This is a genomic window from Streptomyces sp. NPDC101237 (assembly GCF_044767465.1).
In the GTDB taxonomy this organism is placed as follows: domain Bacteria; phylum Actinomycetota; class Actinomycetes; order Streptomycetales; family Streptomycetaceae; genus Streptomyces; species Streptomyces gramineus.
The window spans coordinates 46,253-67,300 of sequence record NZ_JBIWNY010000036.1 but is presented as its reverse complement, the minus strand read 5'-3'; the positions used below and the strand labels follow the sequence as shown (position 1 = coordinate 67,300).

General features: G+C 70.2%; 20 protein-coding genes. 3 read left to right on the top strand and 17 right to left on the bottom strand.

What is annotated here, in order from left to right; translation table 11 throughout:
• Window positions 1-51: 51 nt before the first annotated feature.
• Window positions 52-723: an endonuclease NucS gene (nucS, locus tag ACIRQ9_RS36230; protein WP_404183624.1), complete on the top strand. Its 672-nt coding sequence runs from the start codon at window positions 52-54 to the stop codon at window positions 721-723.
• A gap of 82 nt (window positions 724-805) precedes the next feature.
• Here the strand turns inward: nucS and ACIRQ9_RS36225 are convergent, their stop codons facing one another.
• The 3 genes from ACIRQ9_RS36225 to ACIRQ9_RS36215 all read right to left on the bottom strand — a co-directional run bounded on the left by ACIRQ9_RS36225 (window position 806) and on the right by ACIRQ9_RS36215 (window position 4,966).
• A complete protein-coding gene (locus ACIRQ9_RS36225) occupies window positions 806-3,313 on the bottom strand; it encodes an ATP-binding protein (protein ID WP_404183621.1) in 2,508 nt (835 codons plus the stop codon).
• A gap of 319 nt (window positions 3,314-3,632) precedes the next feature.
• The gene (locus ACIRQ9_RS36220; RefSeq protein ID WP_030672301.1) at window positions 3,633-3,956 is read right to left on the bottom strand and encodes an STAS domain-containing protein; all 324 of its coding nucleotides are present in this window, start codon (window positions 3,954-3,956) and stop codon (window positions 3,633-3,635) included.
• Between the two features lie 161 nt (window positions 3,957-4,117).
• On the bottom strand, window positions 4,118-4,966 hold the full coding sequence (locus ACIRQ9_RS36215) for a 3-hydroxyacyl-CoA dehydrogenase family protein (protein ID WP_404183617.1): 849 nt from the start codon (window positions 4,964-4,966) through the stop codon (window positions 4,118-4,120).
• Between the two features lie 281 nt (window positions 4,967-5,247).
• Between ACIRQ9_RS36215 and ACIRQ9_RS36210 the strand changes: the two genes are divergently transcribed.
• Both ACIRQ9_RS36210 and ACIRQ9_RS36205 read left to right on the top strand, forming a co-directional pair.
• Window positions 5,248-5,820, top strand: a complete 573-nt coding sequence (locus ACIRQ9_RS36210; RefSeq protein WP_404183614.1) for a cob(I)yrinic acid a,c-diamide adenosyltransferase — start codon at window positions 5,248-5,250, stop codon at window positions 5,818-5,820.
• Window positions 5,821-6,325: 505 nt separating this feature from the next.
• Window positions 6,326-8,149, top strand: a complete 1,824-nt coding sequence (locus ACIRQ9_RS36205) for a glycosyl hydrolase family 18 protein (RefSeq protein WP_404183611.1) — start codon at window positions 6,326-6,328, stop codon at window positions 8,147-8,149.
• 66 nt (window positions 8,150-8,215) lie between these two features.
• Here the strand turns inward: ACIRQ9_RS36205 and ACIRQ9_RS36200 are convergent, their stop codons facing one another.
• The 14 genes from ACIRQ9_RS36200 to ACIRQ9_RS36135 all read right to left on the bottom strand — a co-directional run bounded on the left by ACIRQ9_RS36200 (window position 8,216) and on the right by ACIRQ9_RS36135 (window position 21,037).
• Window positions 8,216-8,662: a DUF2550 domain-containing protein gene (locus ACIRQ9_RS36200; protein WP_404183608.1), complete on the bottom strand. Its 447-nt coding sequence runs from the start codon at window positions 8,660-8,662 to the stop codon at window positions 8,216-8,218.
• A gap of 129 nt (window positions 8,663-8,791) precedes the next feature.
• Entirely contained in the window at window positions 8,792-9,166 is a 375-nt protein-coding gene (locus ACIRQ9_RS36195) for a F0F1 ATP synthase subunit epsilon (RefSeq protein ID WP_351710510.1), read from the bottom strand.
• Window positions 9,167-9,279: 113 nt separating this feature from the next.
• Window positions 9,280-10,716 carry a F0F1 ATP synthase subunit beta gene (gene atpD / locus ACIRQ9_RS36190; RefSeq protein WP_404183604.1) on the bottom strand — a complete coding sequence of 479 codons (1,437 nt, stop codon included), beginning with the start codon at window positions 10,714-10,716 and terminating at the stop codon, window positions 9,280-9,282.
• Window positions 10,716-11,636 (bottom strand): F0F1 ATP synthase subunit gamma, encoded by a 921-nt coding sequence (locus ACIRQ9_RS36185; protein ID WP_404183601.1) that lies wholly within the window; start codon window positions 11,634-11,636, stop codon window positions 10,716-10,718. Before ACIRQ9_RS36185 ends, atpD begins: the two co-directional genes overlap by 1 nt.
• A gap of 21 nt (window positions 11,637-11,657) precedes the next feature.
• Window positions 11,658-13,247 carry a F0F1 ATP synthase subunit alpha gene (gene atpA / locus ACIRQ9_RS36180; protein ID WP_404183598.1) on the bottom strand — a complete coding sequence of 530 codons (1,590 nt, stop codon included), beginning with the start codon at window positions 13,245-13,247 and terminating at the stop codon, window positions 11,658-11,660.
• A gap of 133 nt (window positions 13,248-13,380) precedes the next feature.
• Entirely contained in the window at window positions 13,381-14,196 is an 816-nt protein-coding gene (locus tag ACIRQ9_RS36175; protein ID WP_404183595.1) for a F0F1 ATP synthase subunit delta, read from the bottom strand.
• Window positions 14,193-14,738: a F0F1 ATP synthase subunit B gene (locus tag ACIRQ9_RS36170; protein WP_404183592.1), complete on the bottom strand. Its 546-nt coding sequence runs from the start codon at window positions 14,736-14,738 to the stop codon at window positions 14,193-14,195. The genes ACIRQ9_RS36175 and ACIRQ9_RS36170 overlap by 4 nt, the downstream gene beginning before the upstream one ends.
• Before the next feature lie 38 nt (window positions 14,739-14,776).
• On the bottom strand, window positions 14,777-15,010 hold the full coding sequence (atpE, locus tag ACIRQ9_RS36165; RefSeq protein WP_031181218.1) for an ATP synthase F0 subunit C: 234 nt from the start codon (window positions 15,008-15,010) through the stop codon (window positions 14,777-14,779).
• A 73-nt stretch (window positions 15,011-15,083) separates the two neighbouring features.
• Complete coding sequence (atpB, locus tag ACIRQ9_RS36160) at window positions 15,084-15,905, bottom strand: F0F1 ATP synthase subunit A (protein WP_404183588.1); 822 nt, start codon at window positions 15,903-15,905, stop codon at window positions 15,084-15,086.
• Window positions 15,906-16,130: 225 nt separating this feature from the next.
• On the bottom strand, window positions 16,131-16,544 hold the full coding sequence (locus ACIRQ9_RS36155; RefSeq protein ID WP_404183585.1) for a hypothetical protein: 414 nt from the start codon (window positions 16,542-16,544) through the stop codon (window positions 16,131-16,133).
• A gap of 323 nt (window positions 16,545-16,867) precedes the next feature.
• Entirely contained in the window at window positions 16,868-18,232 is a 1,365-nt protein-coding gene (locus tag ACIRQ9_RS36150) for an MraY family glycosyltransferase (protein ID WP_404183582.1), read from the bottom strand.
• Between the two features lie 124 nt (window positions 18,233-18,356).
• Complete coding sequence (gene glyA, locus ACIRQ9_RS36145) at window positions 18,357-19,625, bottom strand: serine hydroxymethyltransferase (RefSeq protein WP_404183579.1); 1,269 nt, start codon at window positions 19,623-19,625, stop codon at window positions 18,357-18,359.
• 84 nt (window positions 19,626-19,709) lie between these two features.
• On the bottom strand, window positions 19,710-20,393 hold the full coding sequence (locus tag ACIRQ9_RS36140) for a protein-tyrosine-phosphatase (protein ID WP_404183576.1): 684 nt from the start codon (window positions 20,391-20,393) through the stop codon (window positions 19,710-19,712).
• Window positions 20,390-21,037, bottom strand: a complete 648-nt coding sequence (locus ACIRQ9_RS36135) for an L-threonylcarbamoyladenylate synthase (protein ID WP_404183573.1) — start codon at window positions 21,035-21,037, stop codon at window positions 20,390-20,392. The genes ACIRQ9_RS36140 and ACIRQ9_RS36135 overlap by 4 nt, the downstream gene beginning before the upstream one ends.
• Window positions 21,038-21,048 lie beyond the last annotated feature (11 nt).

Genomic DNA, 21,048 nt, shown 5'->3' with positions numbered 1-21,048 from the left:
ACCGGTGGGCGAATCGCGTGGAGGCCGGGGCGTCGAGTAGCGTTGCCGACCATGCGTCTCGTCATCGCCCGGTGCTCCGTCGACTACGCCGGCCGGCTCACCGCCCACCTTCCCTCGGCCCCCCGCCTGATCCTGGTCAAGGCGGACGGCAGCGTCTCGATCCACGCGGACGACCGCGCCTACAAGCCCCTCAACTGGATGTCGCCGCCGTGCACGCTCAAGGAGGGCACGGGCGACGAGGCGGGCGTGTGGACCGTCGTCAACAAGGCCGGCGAGAAGCTCATCATCACGATGGAGGAGGTCCTGCACGACTCCTCGCACGAGCTTGGCGTGGACCCGGGCCTGATCAAGGACGGCGTGGAAGCGCACCTGCAGGAGCTGCTTGCCGACCGCATCGAGACGCTCGGCGAGGGCTACAGCCTCATCCGCCGCGAGTACATGACGGCGATCGGGCCGGTGGACATCCTCTGCCGCGACGCCGCCGGCGGCACCGTCGCCGTCGAGATCAAGCGCCGCGGCGAGATCGACGGCGTGGAACAGCTCACCCGCTACCTGGAGCTGCTGAACCGCGACCCCCATCTCGCGCCCGTGCGCGGCGTCTTCGCGGCCCAGGAGATCAAGCCCCAGGCCCGCGTCCTGGCCACCGACCGCGGCATCGGCTGCACGATCCTGGACTACGACGCGATGCGCGGCCTGGAGGACGACAAACTGCGGCTGTTCTGAGCCGTCGGCGCCGGGCCGCCGGCGGACACCGAACACGGCCGAGGGCCGGTCTCCGGGCGGGAGACCGGCCCTCGGCCGTGGTTCAGATGACCGTCGCGGTGGACGTCCCGGGGCCGACGGGCTCCGGCGCGCTCGACGTGACGATGCTCGGCGTGCCGGAGGTCGGGCCGCTGGCCGAGTCGGTCGTAGTGGGAGTGTCGCTCGGAGGAGCGGAGTCCGAGGAGGACTCGGAGGGGGTCGGCGACCCGCTCGACTTCGACGGGCTCGGCGAGGGCGAATGCGAGGTCGACCGGGTCGGCTCGGGCGACGTGGACGGTGAGCGGCTGGGACGGCCGCTCGACGACCCCTTGGTCCCCGACGGCGTGGCCGAGGGCGTGGCCGGGTCCGACGGAGACGTCGGGTCGTCCGACGTGCCGAGCGTGCCGTCGGGCCCGGGGTCCGTCGGCCTGGTCGACGTCATGCCGGTGTCGCCCGCCCCCGGCGACTGCTGGGGATCGGCGTCCAGACCGCCGGACCCCGCGCCCACGCCCGCCGAGGGGTTGACGCTCACGTTGTCCGCCGGGTTGTCGGCGTTGTCGTGGGAGGTCATGCCGAGCCCGACCACCGTGCCGAGGACCGCGGTGAGCAGGACACCCGCGCTCACCGCCACCATGTTGCGGCGGGCCATGCGCACGATCCCGCCGCCGCCCTGGGCCGCCGCCGGGTGCTCCGGGGGCCGGCGGGTGACCATCGTGTCCGAGATCGGGGAGTGGACGGCCGGGAACGGCGTCGTGACACCCCCGGCCGGGGACGTCGACTCCTCCTGGCGCACGTCGGAGATCTCGTCGCCCATCATCGCGGCGAGGCCGGGAATGACCTCGCCCGAGCGGTCGGCGACCAGCGCCAGCGCACGGCGGCCGGCCGTGGTGCCCCGCTTGTCGGAGACCGCGCCGCGCAGGCCGATGGAGGCCTCCAGTTCGGCGCGGGCCCGGTCCAGCTCGTCGGCGCAGAGCGCGAGCACACCCAACTCGTGGTGGAAATAGGCTTGTTCACCCACCTCGCCGGAGAGCCGGGCGGCCTCCGCACCGGCGCGCAGCGCACGTTCCCAGGCACTCCAGCGCAGTCCGGCCGCGAACGCGGGCGCGGCCGTGCGGGCCAGCCGTACCGAGGCGGACTCCTCGTCCTCGGCCGGGGGCACGGTGGCCGGGACGAGGACCGCCAGGGCGGCGAGGATCGCGTCCGCCTCAGCGCTCACGCGGTCCGGGGTGACCGAGGGGTGTCCGGCCCACCAGGTGTAGTGGTGGCCGGCGGCGAGGGCCTGGTCCTCGATGCCGTCGGCGTACCCGGCGGCCTCCAGCTGCTGCTGGACGCCCGCCGCGAGCCGGTAGCGGGAGCCGACCGGGGAGACCAGTCCGCAGCCCGCCAGCTCGCCGAGGGCGGCGTCCGCGTGGGTGTCGCCGACCAGGGCGGGCAGGTGGGCCTGGTGGGGGACCTCGCCACCGAGGGCGACCGCGAAGCGCAGGGTGGCGCGGGCGGAGGCGCTGAGGCGGGCGGCGAGCAGCGGGGCGGGCGCGGCGGCCTCGCCGAGGGACGGCAGCGGGACCTCCTCGGCCGTCTCGGCGTCGAAGGACGCGTCGGCCGGCAGCTCGGGCAGGTCCGACAGGTCGGAGGCGAAGACGCCGAACTCGTCGACGGCGCCGGTGCTGACCCGCAGCTGGTCGCGCTGGCGCAGCAGCGCGCCGGCCTGGACGAACCGCAGCGGCAGCCCCTCCGACTCGAACCAGAGGTCGCCGGCCCAGTTGGCCTCCTCCTCGGTGAGCACCCGGCCGACCGCGCGCTCCAGGATGTCCACTCCCCCGGCCCGCTCCAGGCCGCTGAGGAAGACCTCCTCGACGGCCGAGTCGGCGGCGGGCGCCGGCACGTCCGGGGTGGCGCCGATCAGGAACGCGCACTCCGGGGTGGCGTCGATCAGTTCGTCGAGCCCCGCGCCGCCGAACTCGATGTCGTCGAGGACGACGACCGCGCCGATCTCCTGGACCAAGGCGAGCAGCTCGTCGTGGCCGGGCCGGTGCGCGGGCGCCTTGTAGACGGCGTGGAAGAGGTCGTGGAGCAGGTCCTCGGGCGTGCGGTGGAAGCCGTTGAGCCGGACCACGCCGTCGGGGGCGAGGTCCGAGCAGTCGTCGGCGACCAGGTCGAGGAGTGCGGTGCGGCCGGAGCCCGCCGGGCCGGTGAGGCGTACGGAGCGGCCGCGGGCGAGGAGCCGTACCAGGTGTTCGCGGTCGTCCTGGCGCTCCAGGAGCGGCACCTCGGGGCGGGCCGGGCCCGGCGGCACCGGCGGCCGCGCGGCGCGCTCGTACTCGGCGCGTTCGGCGGCGGTGCGCTTCTCGGGCCGGGCGGGACGCTCGGTCGGCGGCCAGGGTTCTATCTCGCTGCCGTCGACCGGGTTCACGGTCAGCAGGAAGTCGCCGGAGACCAGTCGTGCCGTGCGGACGAGCGGCGGCGTGCTCTGGCCGAAGTCGTTGGTGAGGGATTCCCTCGGCGGGCGCTGGCGCGGCGTGTGGCCGTCGCCGTCCTGACCGTACGCCTCGGGTCCCGGGTTGATCGGGTCCATAGGTTCCTAGCCCCCCAAAAGCGGGTGTGCCGTGAATGCGGGCCCCTCCCGGCCTGTTGCACACTGCGCTGTCGCTTCTGGTCCGGGCCCGCGCTCGAAGGGTGGCAAGGCAGCGGGCGACCGAACCCTAAACCTTCGCACAGTATCTACGACAGACCGGGGTACCGCGCCGTCCAAGACATCACGGTCTCGTGAGGATTGCGCCTGACATGCGCTTGTGCGCGGTCCGTCCGAGTCTCCCCCGCCGCCCGGTCCACGCCGTGTCCCACCTGTTCGCCGCCGCACACTCGGGTCCGGCCGCACCGCCCCGTTCCCGGTGTCACACGCGGGGCAGCGACTCCACCCCGATACCCCCCTCGATCGCCAGGATCCGGTGCAGCCGGGTGGCCACCAGCAGGCGCTGCATCTGCGGCGGCACGCCGCGCAGCACCAGGCGGCGGCCGCAGCGGCCGGCCCGCCGGTGTGCCCCCATGATCACCCCGAGTCCGGTGGCGTCCCAGGAGTCCAGCTCGGACAGGTCCAGCACGAGATCGCCGACTCCGTCGTCGACGGCCGAGTGCAGGACCGTACGGGCGTCCGCCGCGCTGCGTACGTCGAGGCGGCCCCCGACGACCAGCTCGGCGTGGTCGCCCCTGATGTACATATGCGCTCCCCGAGAGTGCGTGTCCTACTCCGTGAAAGTAGATGTCCGGTGATGCAACCTCTGACTGCTTTCGAAGGCCAGAGGTTGCCATCTGTAAGCGAACCGATACCGAATTCACCCCCGAGAGTGAAACTCCCGGGATGTGTGCGTTTCGGGAACGGTCAGTACGTGTAAAAGCCCTGCCCGCTCTTGCGCCCGATGTCACCGGCGTCAACCATCCGGCGCATCAGCTCCGGCGGCGCGAACTTCTCGTCCTGCGACTCGGTGTAGATGTTGCCGGTGGCGTGCAGCAGGATGTCGACGCCGGTGAGGTCCGCGGTGGCCAGCGGGCCCATGGCGTGGCCGAAGCCCAGCTTGCAGGCGAGGTCGATGTCCTCGGCGGTGGCGACGCCCGACTCGTACAGCTTGGTGGCCTCGACGACGAGCGCCGAGATCAGCCGGGTCGTCACGAAGCCCGCCACGTCGCGGTTGACGACGATGCAGGTCTTGCCGGTGGACTCGGCGAACTCCCGCGCGGTGGCGAGGGTTTCGTCGCTGGTCTTGTAGCCGCGGACCAGCTCGACGAGCTGCATCATCGGCACCGGCGAGAAGAAGTGGACGCCGACGACCCGCTCGGGGTGCTCGGTGGCCGCCGCGATCTTGGTGATCGGGATGGCGGAGGTGTTGGAGGCGAGCACGGCGTCCGGGCGCACGATCTTGTCGAGCGCGCGGAAGATCTCGTGCTTGACCTCCAGCTTCTCGAAGACGGCCTCGACGACGATGTCGGCGTCGGCGACCGCGTCGAGCTCGGTGGTGGTCGTGATGCGGGCCAGGGCGGCGTCGGCGTCGTGCGCCTCCAGCTTCCCCTTGCTCACGAACTTGTCGTACGAGGCCTTGACGCCTCCGACGGCACGGTCCAGCGCCTCGTCCGTGACGTCCCGCAGGACGACGTCCCAGCCGGCCTGTGCGGCGACCTGGGCGATGCCGGAACCCATCAAGCCGGCACCGATGACGGCAAGTTTCCGTGCCACTCCGCTCCCCTTACACGCTGTTGAGGTATGCCTCTTGGGCGGGACCCTAGCGCTCGGGAGGGGCCGGGAAACCCGGTAAGTAACGCGTGTCACGGTCTCAGGGCGTGAGACAACCGTCACGTCCGGTCAGCCGTGCCCCCCGGCGGGGTCCATTCCCGGCCGGACACGGCCCGGTTGGGCGACATCTCGGGGCCTTTCACTCGGAGTCGGTCGCGCGACACCCGTGGTGACGGTGGGCACACGCGTGTTCCCGGCCGCCGGTGCGTAACTACGCTGGCCGTATGGTCAATCTGACGCGCATCTACACCAGGACCGGCGACCAGGGCTCCACCGCTCTCGGGGACATGAGCCGGGTCGCCAAGACCGATCCGCGGATCTCGGCGTACGCCGACGCCAACGAGGCGAACGCGGCGATCGGCACGGCGATCGCGCTGGGCGGGCTGGACGAGGAGGTCGTCAAGGTCCTCACCCGGGTGCAGAACGACCTGTTCGACGTCGGCGCGGACCTGTGCACGCCCGTGGCCGAGAACCCGGAGTTCCCGCCGCTGCGGGTCGAGCAGTTCTACGTCGACAAGCTGGAGGCGGACTGCGACCGCTTCAACGAGCGTCTGGAGAAGCTGCGTTCGTTCATCCTGCCCGGCGGCACCCCGGGCGCGGCCCTGCTCCACCAGGCCTGCACGGTGGTACGGCGGGCCGAGCGGTCGACGTGGGCGGCGCTGGAGGTGCACGGGGAGGTCATGAACCCGCTGACCGCGACCTACCTCAACCGGCTGTCGGACCTGCTGTTCATCCTGGCCCGGACGGCCAACAAGGACGTCGGGGACGTGCTGTGGGTGCCGGGCGGGGAGCGCTGAGTCCTGACGGTCCCCGCCCGGCCCCCGGCCGCTCAGCGGCCGGTGTCGTCCTGGGCGGCGTCCTCGTCGGCCTGCGCGACCGCGGACTCGGCCGCGGCGACCTTCTGCCGCGTCTCGGAGTGGCCCGAGGGGTCGCCGGGGCCTGCCGCGCTCCGCCGCCGCGGCCGCAGCCGACGTGGCCACAGCCGACGCAGAGCGCCGCGAGGAGGGCGACCGCGGCGGCCGCCGCGCGCGGACGCATCAGCTCGCCCATGCTCATCAGCGGGGTGCGCAGCAGGGCCCCGGCGGTGCGCGCGGTCTGTTGGCCGCCTCCCTCGCTCGGTGCGGGCCGGCGCACGGTCCCGGTTCGAGCGGGCCGCGGGGCGGGCGCGCGGCGGCGACTTCACGCCCACTTCGCCCGGAGTGGTCCAGACCTATTGACCGGTGGTCCAGACCTTTCTATTCTCGCGGCACTGTGGGTGCGAAGGCTCAGTCGCGCCCCCCAACTCCCCATAGGAGGCGCAGGATGCGCTTCAGACACAGAGCCGCGGCCGGGTTCGCGACCCTGTTGCTCCCGCTGGCCGGCCTCGTCGGCCTCGCGGGCCCCGCCCAGGCCGCGACGAGCGCCACCGCGACCTACACCAAGACCCAGGACTGGGGCACCGGCTTCGGCGGTCAGTGGACCGTCAAGAACACCGGTACCTCCTCGATCAGTTCCTGGACCGTCGAGTGGGACTACCCCTCCGGCACCTCGGTCACCTCCGCCTGGGACGCCGACGTGACGTCCTCCGGCACCCACTGGACCGCCAAGAACAAGTCCTACAACGGCACCCTCGCCCCGGGCGCCTCGGTCTCCTTCGGCTTCAACGGCGCGGGCTCCGGCTCCCCGAGCAACTGCCTCCTCAACGGCGCCAGCTGTGACGGCGGCACCACGGTACCCGGGGACTCGGCGCCGTCCGCGCCCGGCACCCCGACGGCCTCCGGCGTCACCGACACCTCGGTGAAGCTGAGCTGGTCCGCCGCCACCGACGACAAGGGCGTCAAGAACTACGACGTGCTGCGCGACGGCAAGGTCGTCTCCACGGTGACCACCACGTCGTACACCGACACGGGTCTCACCGCCGGCACCGACTACTCCTACACCGTGCAGGCCCGCGACACCGCGAACCAGACCGGACCGGCCAGCGGCGCGGTCGCCGTGCACACCACGGGCGGCACCACCACTCCCCCGCCCACCGGCAACAAGGTCAAGCTCGGCTACTTCACCGAGTGGGGCATCTACGGCCGCAACTACAACGTCAAGAACCTGGTGACGTCCGGCTCGGCCGCGAAGATCACGCACATCAACTACGCCTTCGGCAACGTGACGAACGGCCAGTGCGCGATCGGCGACTCCTACGCCGACTACGACAAGGCGTTCACCGCCGACCAGTCGGTCAGCGGCGTCGCCGACACCTGGGACCAGCCGCTGCGCGGCAACTTCAACCAGCTGCGCGAGCTGAAGGCCAAGTACCCGAACATCAAGGTGCTGTGGTCCTTCGGCGGCTGGACCTGGTCCGGCGGCTTCGCCCAGGCCGCGGCCAACCCGACCGCCTTCGCCAACTCCTGCTACAACCTGGTCGAGGACCCGCGCTGGGCCGACGTCTTCGACGGCATCGACATCGACTGGGAGTACCCGAACGCCTGCGGTCTCTCCTGTGACACCAGCGGTGCCGCGGCCTACAAGAACCTGATGCAGGCCCTGCGCGCCAAGTTCGGCTCCAACAACCTGGTCACCGCGGCCACCACCGCGGACGGCACATCCGGCGGCAAGATCGACGCCGCCGACTACGCGGGCGCGGCCCAGTACGTCGACTGGTACAACGTGATGTCGTACGACTTCTTCGGCGCCTTCAACGCCCAGGGCCCGACCGCCCCGCACTCGCCGCTCACCACCTACACCGGCATCCCGACGCCCGGCTTCACCACGGCGGACGCGATCGCCAAGTTCAAGTCCAAGGGTGTCCCGGCGAGCAAGCTGCTGATCGGCATCGGCTTCTACGGCCGCGGCTGGACCGGCGTCACCCAGGCGGCACCGGGCGGCTCGGCGACCGGTCCGGCCCCGGGCACCTACGAGCAGGGCATCGAGGACTACAAGGTCCTCAAGACGTCCTGCCCGGCCACCGGCACGGTCGCGGGTACGGCGTACGCCTACTGCGGCAACAACTGGTGGTCCTACGACACTCCCGCCACGATCGCCGGGAAGATGAGCTGGGCCAAGTCCCAGGGACTCGGCGGCGCGTTCTTCTGGGAGTTCAGCGGTGACACGAGCGACGGCGAACTGGTGAGCGCCATCAACTCGAACCTGTAGCACCGAGCCTCAGGCACACGTACTGGCCCCCCGGACGGCGTCCGGGGGGCCAGTACGTGTTTCCGGCTACGCCACGTTGACCCGCTGTCCGGGCGGGGCCGCTTCCAGCCACGCGAGGAATCCGGTCAGCGCGTCCTCGCTCATGGCGAGCTCCAGGCGGGTGCCCCGGTGGACGCAGGTGAGGATCACCGCGTCGGAGAGCAGCGCCAGTTCCTCCTCGCCCTCCGGGAGCCGGCGGCCGGCCACCTCGATGCGGTCGCGCTCCAGGACCCGGCGCGGACGATAGGCGTAGGAGAAGACGCGGTACCACTCGACGCTGTCGCCGTTGTAGCGGGCGACGCCGTAGCTCCAGCCCTTGCCGTTGGTGTCCGCCTTCTCGGGCGTGTCCCAGCGCAGCGAACAGTCGAAGGTCCCGCCCGAGCGCTGGATCAGCCGGCGCCGCAGTCCGAACAGGAAGAGTCCCACCACCACGAGCGCGACCACGATTCCGCACACAGTCAGAGCGAGGACCATCGGCACCGACCTCCTCGTCTCCTAGGTAATGGAACGTAAAAAGACCCAGATCTACCTCAGCCGCGGCTGGGACCGGATGGCTCCGGTCCCAGCCGCGGCTGAGTCAGTTCAACGCATACGCGCAGTGTGTCAGCGCGACGTCGCCGCCCGCAGACGGACGTCGGCGCGTCGCTCGGCGGTGGCGTCGCCTTCCGCCTTCGCGCGCTCCAGCTCCCGCTCCGCGCGCTGGACGTCGATCTCGTCCGAGAGCTCGGCGATCTCGGCCAGCAGCGACAGCTTGTTGTCCGCGAACGAGATGAAACCGCCGTGCACCGCGGCGACGACCGTCCCACCTTCACTCGTACGGATGGTCACCGGGCCCGACTCCAGCACACCCAGCAGCGGCTGGTGACCGGGCATGACGCCGATGTCGCCGGACGTGGTGCGCGCGACGACCAGGGTGGCCTCGCCGGACCAGACCTGACGGTCGGCGGCGACCAGCTCGACATGCAGCTCAGCAGCCAAAGGTGGCTCCTCGGGTCACCACCCGGTGAGGTCACCGGGTGTTGGATACAAGTCTAATGGGCGTGAGTGAGGGGGCGGGACGCGCCCGCCCCCTCACACGAACTCAGGCGAGTTCAGGAGACGCCCAGCTCCTTGGCGTTGGCCTTGAGGTCCTCGATGCCACCGCAGAGGAAGAACGCCTGCTCCGGGAAGTGGTCGTACTCGCCGTCGATGATCGCGTTGAAGGCCGCGATCGACTCGTCCAGCGGGACGTCCGACCCGTCGACGCCGGTGAACTGCTTGGCGACGTGGGTGTTCTGGGACAGGAAGCGCTCCACGCGACGGGCACGGTGGACGACGAGCTTGTCCTCCTCGCCGAGCTCGTCGATACCGAGGATCGCGATGATGTCCTGGAGGTCCTTGTACTTCTGGAGGACCGTCTTCACCCGCATGGCGGTGTTGTAGTGGTCCGCCGCGATGTAACGCGGGTCCAGGATCCGGGACGTGGAGTCCAGCGGGTCCACGGCCGGGTAGATGCCCTTCTCGGAGATCGGACGGGACAGAACCGTCGTCGCGTCGAGGTGGGCGAAGGTGGTGGCCGGGGCCGGGTCGGTCAGGTCGTCCGCGGGGACGTAGATCGCCTGCATCGAGGTGATCGAGTGACCACGGGTCGAGGTGATGCGCTCCTGGAGGAGACCCATCTCGTCGGCCAGGTTCGGCTGGTAACCCACCGCGGAGGGCATCCGGCCGAGCAGGGTCGACACCTCGGAACCGGCCTGCGTGAAGCGGAAGATGTTGTCGATGAAGAACAGCACGTCCTGCTTCTGCACATCGCGGAAGTACTCCGCCATGGTCAGACCCGCGAGGGCCACGCGCAGACGGGTGCCCGGGGGCTCGTCCATCTGGCCGAAGACAAGGGCGGTCTTGTCGATGACGCCCGAGTCCGCCATCTCCTCGATGAGGTCGTTGCCCTCACGCGTGCGCTCGCCGACACCGGCGAACACGGAGACACCGTCGTGGTTGTTGGCGACGCGGTAGATCATCTCCTGGATGAGCACCGTCTTGCCGACGCCGGCACCACCGAACAGACCGATCTTTCCACCCTTGACGTACGGGGTGAGAAGGTCGATGACCTTGACGCCGGTCTCGAACATCTCGGTCTTCGACTCGAGCTCGTCGAAGTTCGGCGCCTTGCGGTGGATGGACCAGCGCTCGCCGTCGTACTGCTCGTCGACGTTCAGCACCTCGCCGAGGGTGTTGAACACCTTGCCCTTGGTGAAGTCGCCGACCGGGACGGTGATGCCGTCGCCGGTGTCGGTGACCGGGGCCTGGCGGACCAGACCGTCGGTGGGCTGCATGGAGATCGTGCGGACCAGGCCGTCACCCAGGTGCTGGGCGACCTCCAGGGTCAGCGTCTTCTTCTCGCCGGCGTTGGCCGGGTCGGACACCTCGACGTGCAGGGCGTTGTAGATCTCCGGCATCGCGTCGACGGGGAACTCCACGTCGACGACCGGGCCGATGACCCGGGCGACGCGGCCCGTGGCCGTCGCGGTCTCAACAGTGGTGGTCATTAGCGGTCACTCCCCGCGGTCGCGTCGGCCAGGGCGCTGGCGCCGCCGACGATCTCGCTGATTTCCTGGGTGATTTCGGCCTGGCGGGCCGCGTTGGCAAGCCGGGAGAGCGTGTTGATCAGCTCGCCCGCGTTGTCGGTCGCCGACTTCATCGCGCGCCGCGTGGCGGCGTGCTTCGAAGCTGCCGACTGGAGAAGCGCGTTGTAGATGCGGCTCTCCACGTAGCGCGGCAGCAGGGCGTCGAGGACGTCCTCCGCCGAGGGCTCGAAGTCGTACAGCGGAAGGATCTCGTCGCCCTTGGCGGCGCCCTCCTCCGCGACCTCTTCGAGGCTGAGCGGCAGCAGCCGGTCGCCGAGCGCCGTCTGCGTCATCATCGACACGAACTCGGTGTAGACGATGTGGAGTTCATCCACGCCGCCGTCCGCCGTCTCGGTCTCGATGGCCTCGATCAGCGGCGCCGCCACCTTCTTGGCGTCCGCGTACGAGGGCTCGTCGGTGAAGCCCGACCACGACTCCGCGACCTTGCGCTCGCGGAAGGTGTAGTGGGCCAGACCACGGCGGCCGACGATGTACGTGTCGACCTCCTTGCCCTCGGCCTGCAGACGCTCGGTCAGCTGCTCGGCGGCCTTGATGGAGTTGGAGTTGAACGCGCCGGCCAGGCCGCGGTCGCTCGTGAGGAGCAGGACCGCGGCGCGGGTCGGGTTCTCCGCCTCGGTGGTCAGCGGGTGCTTGGTGTTCGAACCCGTGCCGACGGCCGTGACCGCGCGGGTGAGCTCGGTCGCGTACGGCGCGGAGGCCCGCACCTTGCGCTGCGCCTTGACCACACGCGAGGCGGCGATCATCTCCATCGCCTTGGTGATCTTCTTGGTCGCGGTGACGGATCGGATGCGACGCTTGTAGACCCGGAGCTGGGCTCCCATGAGTCAGGTCCCTTCCTTACGTCACTTGGCGGTGGCCGGGGCGTCCTCGCCGAGAAGCCTGCCGTCCGAGGTCTCGAACTGCTTCTTGAACTCGGCGATGGCGTCGGCGACAGCGGTGAGGGTGTCGTCCGACATCTTGCCGCCCTCCTTGATGGAGGTCATGAGGCCCTGCTCCTTGCGGTGCAGGTACTCGAGCAGCTCCTTCTCGAAGCGGCGGATGTCGGAGACCGGGACGTCGTCCATCTTGCCGGTGGTGCCGGCCCACACGGAGACGACCTGGTCCTCGGTCGGCATCGGCTGGTACTGAGCCTGCTTCAGCAGCTCGACCAGACGCGAACCACGCTCCAGCTGCGACTTGGACGCGGCGTCCAGGTCGGAACCGAAGGCGGCGAACGCCTCCAGCTCGCGGTACTGGGCGAGGTCCAGACGCAGTCGGCCGGAGACCTGCTTCATCGCCTTGTGCTGCGCGGAACCGCCGACTCGGGAGACGGAGATACCGACGTTCAGCGCGGGGCGCTGACCGGCGTTGAACAGGTCCGACTCCAGGAAGCACTGGCCGTCGGTGATGGAGATGACGTTGGTCGGGATGAACGCCGAGACGTCGTTGGCCTTGGTCTCGACGATCGGCAGACCGGTCATCGAACCGGCGCCCATCTCGTCGGACAGCTTGGCGCAGCGCTCCAGCAGGCGGGAGTGCAGGTAGAAGACGTCACCCGGGTAGGCCTCACGGCCCGGCGGGCGGCGCAGCAGCAGGGACACGGCGCGGTAGGCGTCGGCCTGCTTCGAGAGGTCGTCGAAGATGATGAGGACGTGCTTGCCGTCGTACATCCAGTGCTGGCCGATGGCCGAGCCGGTGTACGGCGCCAGGTACTTGAAGCCGGCCGGGTCGGACGCCGGGGCGGCGACGATGGTCGTGTACTCCAGCGCGCCGGCCTCTTCCAGGGCGCCCCGCACGGAGGCGATGGTCGAGCCCTTCTGGCCGATGGCGACGTAGACGCAGCGGACCTGCTTCTTCGGGTCGCCCGAGCGCCAGTTGTCGCGCTGGTTGATGATCGTGTCGACGGCCAGGGCGGTCTTGCCGGTCTGGCGGTCACCGATGATCAGCTGACGCTGGCCGCGGCCGACCGGGGTCATCGCGTCGACGGCCTTGTAGCCGGTCTCCATCGGCTCGTGCACCGACTTACGGGCCATGACGCCGGGAGCCTGCAGCTCCAGGGCGCGGCGGCCGGACGTCTCGATCTCGCCGAGGCCGTCGATCGGGTTGCCGAGCGGGTCGACGACGCGGCCGAGGTAGCCCTCGCCGACCGCGACGGAGAGGACCTCACCGGTGCGGTGCACCGGCTGACCCTCCTCGATGCCGCTGAACTCACCGAGGACGATGGCGCCGATCTCGCGCTCTTCCAGGTTGAGCGCGAGGCCGAGGGTGCCGTCCTCGAACTTCAGCAGTTCGTTGGCCATGGCCGAGGGCAGGCCCTCGACCTTCGCGATGCCGTCGCCGGCAAGGGTGACCGTACCGACCTCCTCGCGCGAGGCCGCGTCCGGCTTGTACGACTGGACGAAGTTCTCCAGCGCGTCCCGGATCTCCTCCGGCCGGATCGTGAGCTCCGCCATCTGGGTTCCCTGCTCTCCTTGTTGGGCCCGAAGTTTCACTTGGGGGGTCTGGGGGCGACCCCCAGGATTCTTCATGTACGGCCCAACCCGGGCCGCCGTAAGTACGTACTGCTTGTTCTCGACTACCGAGGTGCTAGCTCGCCATGCGACGGGCCGCGTCCTCCAGCCGGTCCGCGATGGAACCGTTGATGACCTCGTCACCGACCCGCACCCGGATCCCGCCGACGACCTCGGGGTCGACATCGAGGTTGAGGTGCATCGTGCGGCCGTAGAGCTTCGCGAGGGCGGCGCCCAGGCGTCGCTTCTGCGGTTCGCTCAGCGGCACCGCCGAGGTGACGACGGCGACGACGCGGCTGCGGCGGTCCGCGGCCAGCTTGGAGAGGGCCTCCAGGCCCGCTTCCAGGCTACGTCCCCGCGGCACGGTCACAAGACGCGTGACCAGACGCTCGGTGACGGGCTTGGCACGTCCGCCGAGCAGCCGGTGCACCAGCTCGGTCTTGGCCGCGGCGTCGGCCCTGCGGTCGGTGAGGGCGGCGCGCAGTTCGGTGCTGGAGGAGACGATCCGGCCGAACCGGAACAGCTCGTCCTCCACGTCGTCCAGCGTGCCCGACTTCTCCGCGGCCGTCAGATCGGCGACGGCCGCCAGCTCCTCCAGCGCGTCCACCAGGTCGCGGGGCTGCGACCAGCGGGACCGGACCATGCCAGCGACCACGTCGGCGGTGGACTCGCTGACCTGGCCGCCGATCAGGCGCCGGACCAGCTCGGCCTTGGCCTCGCCGGACTGCGCCGGGTCGGTGAGGACCCGACGCAGGCCACCTTCGCGGTCGAGCAGCGTGGTGACGGCCGCCAGCTCGTCCGCGAGCCGCGTCGCGTCCACGGACGTCGAGTCCGTGAGTGCGTCGAGACGCTCCCGTGCGGCTGCCAGTGCCTCGCGGCTCGCTCCGTTCATCGGGCCGCCTCGGCCTTCTCCTCAAGCTCGTCGAGGAAGCGGTCGATCACGCGGCTCTGCCGGGCGTGGTCCTCGAGGGACTCGCCGACGAGCTTGCCGGCCAGGGCGGTGGCCAGCTGACCCACGTCCTGGCGCAGCGCCTGCGCGGCGGACTTGCGGTCGGCCTCGATCTGGGCGTGACCGGCGGCGACGATCTCCTCGCGCTGACGCTGGCCCTCGGCCCGCATCTCGGCGATGAGCGTGGCGCCCTGCTCCTGAGCCTCCTGGCGCAGGCGCGCGGCCTCGTGCCGGGCCTCGGCCAGCTGCGCCTTGTACTGCTCAAGGACGCTCTGGGCCTCGGTCTGCGCGGCCTCGGCCTTCTCGATACCGCCCTCGATCGCCTCGCGGCGCTGCTCCAGAACCTTGTTGATGTTCGGAAGGAGCTTCTTGGCGAGGAAGCCGAAGACGATGACGAAGGCGATGAGGCCGATGACGAGCTCTGGGATCGGCGGGATGAGGGGGTTTTCGGCCTCCTCAGCCGCCAGCTGAACCAGGGGGCTCATATCAGTGCCTTTCGTCTAGTCAGTGGTGTTTCGGCAGATCACTTGCCGTAGACGAACGGCATGACCAGACCGATCAGGGCGAGCGCCTCACAGAAGGCGAAGCCGAGGATCTGGTTGGCGCGGATCAGGCCGGCAGCCTCGGGCTGGCGGGCCAGCGCCTGGGTGCCGTTGCCGAAGATGATGCCGACGCCGACGCCGGGGCCGATGGCGGCGAGGCCGTAACCGATGGAGCCGAGGGAGCCGGAAACAGCGGCAGCAAGGGTCTGGGACATGCCAGTTCTTCCTTTTCTTTACGGACCGGTGGGGGTTGGCCACCGGACGATCACAGGGGTGAGTGCGAGGCGCTCAGTGGTGCTCGGCCAGGGCGCCCTGGATGTAGGTGCACGTCAGGAGAACGAAGACGTAGGCCTGCAGTGCCTGGATGAAGAGCTCGAAGGCCGTCATCACGAGCGTCATGACGAACGAGACGCCCGCGTAGGCGATGCCGATGCCGTTCAGCAGGTACCAGCTGGCGATCGTGAAGAGCAGCAGCAGGGTGTGACCGGCGAACATGTTCGCGAAGAGTCGGACGGCGTGGGTGAAGGGCCGCACGAGCAGGTTCGAGAAGAACTCGATGACCATCGCGAGCGGCAGCACCGCACCGAGCGACTTGTCGTACCCGGTGACGTTCTTGAAGAAGCCGACGAAGCCGTGGCGCTTGAAGGTCAGGGAGACCCAGAGCACGTAGACGATGAGGGCCAGCACGAGCGGGTACGAGATGATCGCCGTCACCGGGAACTGAGCGACCGGGATGATCGACCAGAGGTTCATCATCCAGACGAAGAAGAACAGCGAGACGACCAGCGGTACGTACTTCTCGCCTTCCTTCTTGCCGATCGTCTCGTAGACGACACCGCGCCGGATGAAGTCGTAGCCGGCCTCGGCGACCATCTGGAGCTTGCCCGGGACGACCTGGGGCTTGCGGAACGCGGCCCAGAAGAACCCGACGATGATGACCGTGCCGAGCAGCGCCAGCAGCATCGTCTTGTTGAAGTACAGGTTGCTGTCGGCATCACCCCAGAGGGGCTTGAACAGGAACGAGTGCAGGCCGGGAGCCGGGAAGCCACAGCCGTCGAAGATGTGGCAGTCGGTCTCGAAGGCGAGCACCTGCGTCGGGTCAGCACTCACCGCGGGCTCCTTCAGCGTGGCGCATAGGTACGGCAACCTCGTTGTGTCGGCGCGGCGCACGGCCGCGGTTCGGCACGGGACTGGTGTTACGGATGTGGGGGCGGCTGGGGGGCATCTCGCCTCGCGATTGAGCAGGCGTCAGCTCAGATGCCCGCGCCCGCGATGCCGCAGTTGGCACCGGACGATAGCAGCATCTCTCGTGCGGCTTTATCCCGGGCCTACCTCTCACGACGGCTGCCCGGTCTTCTCGGGCTCAACGTAGAGGATCTTGGCCTTCATCTGGGCGCGCGCCTGGGCGGCGATCCAGGTGACCGTGCCGACCACGAGTGTGCCGGCGAAGGCCCGGGGGTTGAACAGGGTCGTGTCTTTGAAGGCAGCGACGAAGATGAACAGCAAAAGCAACTGCGCCGTGTAGAGCATGAGCCCCATGGCCTGGAAGAGATGGGGAAGCGATTTCGCGGTGCGCTGCAGAACGTAGAGGCCGATCCCCATGAAGAGGACGACCACCACCGTCGCGACGAGCGCCCCGATCGCCCCCTTGCCGCCCGCGACGATCGCGCTGACGGCGGCAGCGAGCACACCGACAGCGGCCGTGGGTACGGCGGCCTGGGCCAGGATCCGGGCGTCATTGGACGGCATGGCGGCAACTCCGCTTTCACAGGGGGGCAGGTGTCGTCATGGACGAGCGTAGTCCCGGCCGGAGGGTCGAAGTCCTCACGCCAATGGACCATCGCACTCGGGTCCTTCGGCTCTGTCCGGGGTTCTCGTGAACCGTATCACAAACTATTTGATGAGGTCTTTACCTGGTAGGTGTGCTCGCTGTCACACATGAGAGTGAACATGCCCGTCTGAGCGAAAACCGAGCCGTTGTGTCTGGTATTGGGGTCTTTGCACCCCCACGGCTTGGCAATGCTCTCGTCAGATTCTTACCTTGCGAGGGTCTGCACAAGGTCTGCGCGGGGTCAACGCGAGGTTTCGGAAGCGCGCCGTTCCAGCATGCGCGAGCGGTGTCCGAGGGCGGTGGCGCCGTTGACCCGGGCCGCGCCGGCGGGCACCGGAGCACGGTGTTCCTCGCACGGCTCCCCAGCCTCCTCGGGCGCACCGGGGACGTCCTCCCCGGCGCCCTCCGCCGCCGCCTCGGCGTCCTCCGGAACGGGACCGCGGCGCCGGTAGCGCGGCGGCACGAACCGCTGGGCCCACACCGGCACCCGCGGCGTGAACCGCGGCAGCAGGAGCAGCCCCAGCCCGATCGCGCTGAGGAAGACCACACCCAGCACGATCCACATGGACGCGGAGTTCACCGAGTACGCCAGCGCCCCGAAGCCGATCAGCGCCGACCAGAAGTACATGATCAGCACGGCCCGGCTGTGCGAGTGGCCGATCTCCAGGAGCCGGTGGTGCAGGTGCCCGCGGTCGGCCGCGAACGGCGACTGGCCGCGCCAGGTGCGCCGCACGATGGCCAGCACCAGGTCGGCGGCCGGCACCGCGATGATGGTCAGCGGCAGCAGCAGCGGGATGTAGACCGGGACCATCTGGTGGACCGCGTTGCGCTCGGAACCGGCGAACAGGTTCATCACGTCCGGGTCCAGCTGGCCCGTGATCGAGATGGCTCCGGCGGCGAGCACCAGGCCGATCAGCATCGAGCCGGAGTCGCCCATGAAGATCCGGGCCGGATGCAGGTTGTGCGGCAGGAAGCCCAGGCACATGCCCATCAGGATCGCCGAGAACAGCGTCGCGGGGGCGGCGGCCTCGATGCCGTACGAGTACCAGATCCGGTACGCGTACATGAAGAACGCCGCGGCCGCGATGCACACCATGCCGGAGGCCAGGCCGTCCAGGCCGTCGACGAAGTTGACCGCGTTGATGGTGATGACGACCAGCGCCACCGTCAGCAGGGTGCCCTGCCAGGGGGTCAGGGCGACCGTGCCGACGCCCGGGATGGGCAGCCACAGGATGGTCAGACCCTGCATGACCATGACGCCCGCGGCGATCATCTGGCCGCCCAGCTTGATCAGGGCGTCGATCTCGAACTTGTCGTCGAGCACGCCGATCAGCCAGATCAGGGCCGCGCCGGAGAGCAGCGCCCGCGGCTCGTTCGACTTCTCGAAGACCTCGTTCAGGTTGGTGAGGTGGTCGGCGACCAGCAGCCCCGCGCACAGCCCGAAGAACATCGCGATCCCGCCGAGCCGCGGAGTGGGCTCCCGGTGCACGTCACGCGCCCGGATCTCCGGCATGGCCCCGGCCACGATCGCGAACTTCCGCACCGGCCCTGTCAGCAGATACGTCACCGCGGCCGTGATGCAGAGCGTCAGCAGGTATTCACGCACAGGCTTCCCCACAGGTCTCGCTGGCCATCACAGCCCACACCCTAGCGACGGTCGCATATGTATGGGGACTTCCGGGTAGCGACGATGGTTGCACGGGCGCTCGTAAGGCGGGCGTACAAGGGCTCTACGACGCCGCGCCTACCCGGTCCCCACCGGGATACGGCGGAAATCTACCGGTGAGCTCCCGCACCTCCTCACGCACCCTCCCCCGGTCCTGCGCACCGCGCAGCACGTCCGCCAGCAGCAGCGCGATCCGCTCCATCTCCGCCGCCCGCATGCCCTGCGTGGTCACGGCGGCGGTGCCCAGCCGCAGGCCCCGCGCGTCCCCGTGCGGCAGGGCGCAGCTGTCCAGCACCATGCCCGCGGCGGCCAGCCGGCCCCGGGCGGTACGCCCGTCGACGCCCAGCGGGGCCGGGTCGGCGGTGATCAGATGGGTGTCGGTGCCGCCCGTGGTGACCGTCAGCCCCTGCTCGGCGAGCGCGGCCGCGAGGACCCGCGCGTTGGCGACCACCTGGTGGGCGTAGACGGCGAAGGCGGGCGTCGCCGCCTCGCCGAACGCGACCGCCTTGGCGGCGATGGTGTGCATCTGCGCGCCGCCCTGTGTGAAAGGAAACACAGCGCGGTCCAGGCGCTCCGCCAGCTCGGGCGACCCGCACAGGAGCATCCCGCCGCGCGGCCCGCGCAGCACCTTGTGCGTGGTCGCGCACACCACGTCGGCGTACGGCACCGGGTTGGGCGCCGCGCCTCCGGCGACGAGCCCGATGGGATGGGCGGCGTCGGCGATCAGATAGGCCCCGACCTCGTCGGCGACCTCGCGGAAGAAGGCGTAGTCGATGTGCCGGGGATAGGCGATGGAACCGCACACGATCGCCTTGGGCCGGCGGCCGCGGGCCAGCGCCCGCACCTGGTCGTGGTCGATGAGCCCGCTCTCCGGGTCGACGCCGTACCCGACGAAGTCGAACCAGCGGCCGGAGAAGTTGGCCGGCGAGCCGTGCGTGAGGTGACCGCCGTACGGCAGGCCGAGCGCGAGCACGGTGTCCCCGGGGCGCAGCAGCGCGGCGTAGGCGGCGAGCACCGCGGACGATCCGGAGTGCGACTGGACGTTGGCGTGCGCGGCACCGAACAGGGCCTTGGCGCGGTCGACGGCGAGCCGTTCGGCGACGTCCACGATCTCGCAGCCACCGTGGTACCGGGCGCCCGGGTACCCCTCGGCGTACTTGTTCGCGAGCGGTGAGCCGAGCGCGGCCAGCACGGCCGGGGAGGAGAAGTTCTCGGCGGCGATCAGCTGCAGCGACGTCGACTGCCGGGCCAGCTCCCCGAGCAGGATCTCCGCCAGCTCCGGGTCCTGCCGCAGCAGCGGATCGGCCTCGACGAGGGTAGGGCTGACCGGCATGGCGGGCTCCGGGCGGTCGACGGTGACGTACGTCCAATGTAGGCCCGGGGTGAGCGGGGTGCGCGGCGTGTACGGCGCCTCGGGTCACATCCGCGCGGGGACGCCGGTCAGCGCCGTGACCACCGGGTCCAGCGCCTCGTGTATCTCGTCGCCGATGGAGCGGAAGAACGGCAGCGGGGCGCCGTACGGGTCGTGGACCTCGTCCGCCTCGGCGGTGGGGGCCAGCAGCCAGCCGCGCAGCGCGGCCGCCGCACGGACCAGCGCACGGGCGCGCACGACCACGCCCTCGTGCAGCGGGGGCAGCGTCGCCGGGTCGATCGCGCGGACCAGGCGCGTGAACTCCTTCAGCGTGAAGGTGCGCAGGCCCGCCGAATGGCCCATGGAGATGACCTGGGCGCGGTGGTCGCGGGTGGCGGTCAGCACCAGGTCGGCGCGGATGACGTGCTCGTCCAGCAGCTCCCGTCCGGTGAACCCGGTCGCGTCCGCGCCGAAGTCGGCGAGGACCGCTTCCGCGTTGGCCTCCATGGGGGCGCCCTCGTGCCCCCAGGTGCCCGCGCTCTCCACGATCAGCCCGCCGCCGAGAAAGGTGCCGAGCCGGTCCGTCACGAGATGGCGGGTCAGCCGCTCGGTGATCGGCGAGCGGCACACGTTGCCGGTGCTGACGTGGAGGATGCGGAAGCTGTCCCGCGGCAGCCCCACGAACGTGGTCGTGATCTCCGCCGCGCGCTCCGGGTTGCCTATGCCACGCCCCGCGTCAGGGGCTGTCAATTCGCCACCTCGAGGTCGGGTACGACCTTGCGCAGCTCCTCCGCGGAGATCGCGCCGGCGCGCAGCAGCAGCGGTACCTCACGGGTGACGTCGACGATCGACGAGGGCACGTTGCCCGGGGTGGGGCCGCCGTCGAGGTAGACGGAGACGGAGTCGCCGAGCATCTGCTGCGCGGCGTCACAGGTCTCCGGGGACGGGTGACCGGTGAGGTTGGCGGAGGAGACGGCCATCGGGCCGACCTCGGTGAGCAGTTCGATGGCGACCGGGTGCAGCGGCATGCGCACGGCGACCGTGCCCCGGGTGTCGCCGAGGTCCCACTGCAGGGACGGCTGGTGCTTCGCGACCAGGGTGAGGGCGCCCGGCCAGAACGCGTCGACCAGTTCCCAGGCCAGCTCGGAGAAGTCGGTGACGAGCCCGTGCAGCGTGTTCGGGGAGCCGATCAGCACCGGGGTAGGCATGTTGCGGCCCCGGCCCTTGGCGTCGAGCAGGTCGGAGACCGCCTCGGCGGTGAACGCGTCGGCGCCGATGCCGTAGACCGTGTCCGTGGGCAGTACCACCAGTTCGCCCCGGCGGACGGCGGACGCGGCCTCACGCAGACCCGTCACGCGGTCGGTCGCGTCATTGGTGTCGTATCGCCGTGCCATGTCTAGCGGGC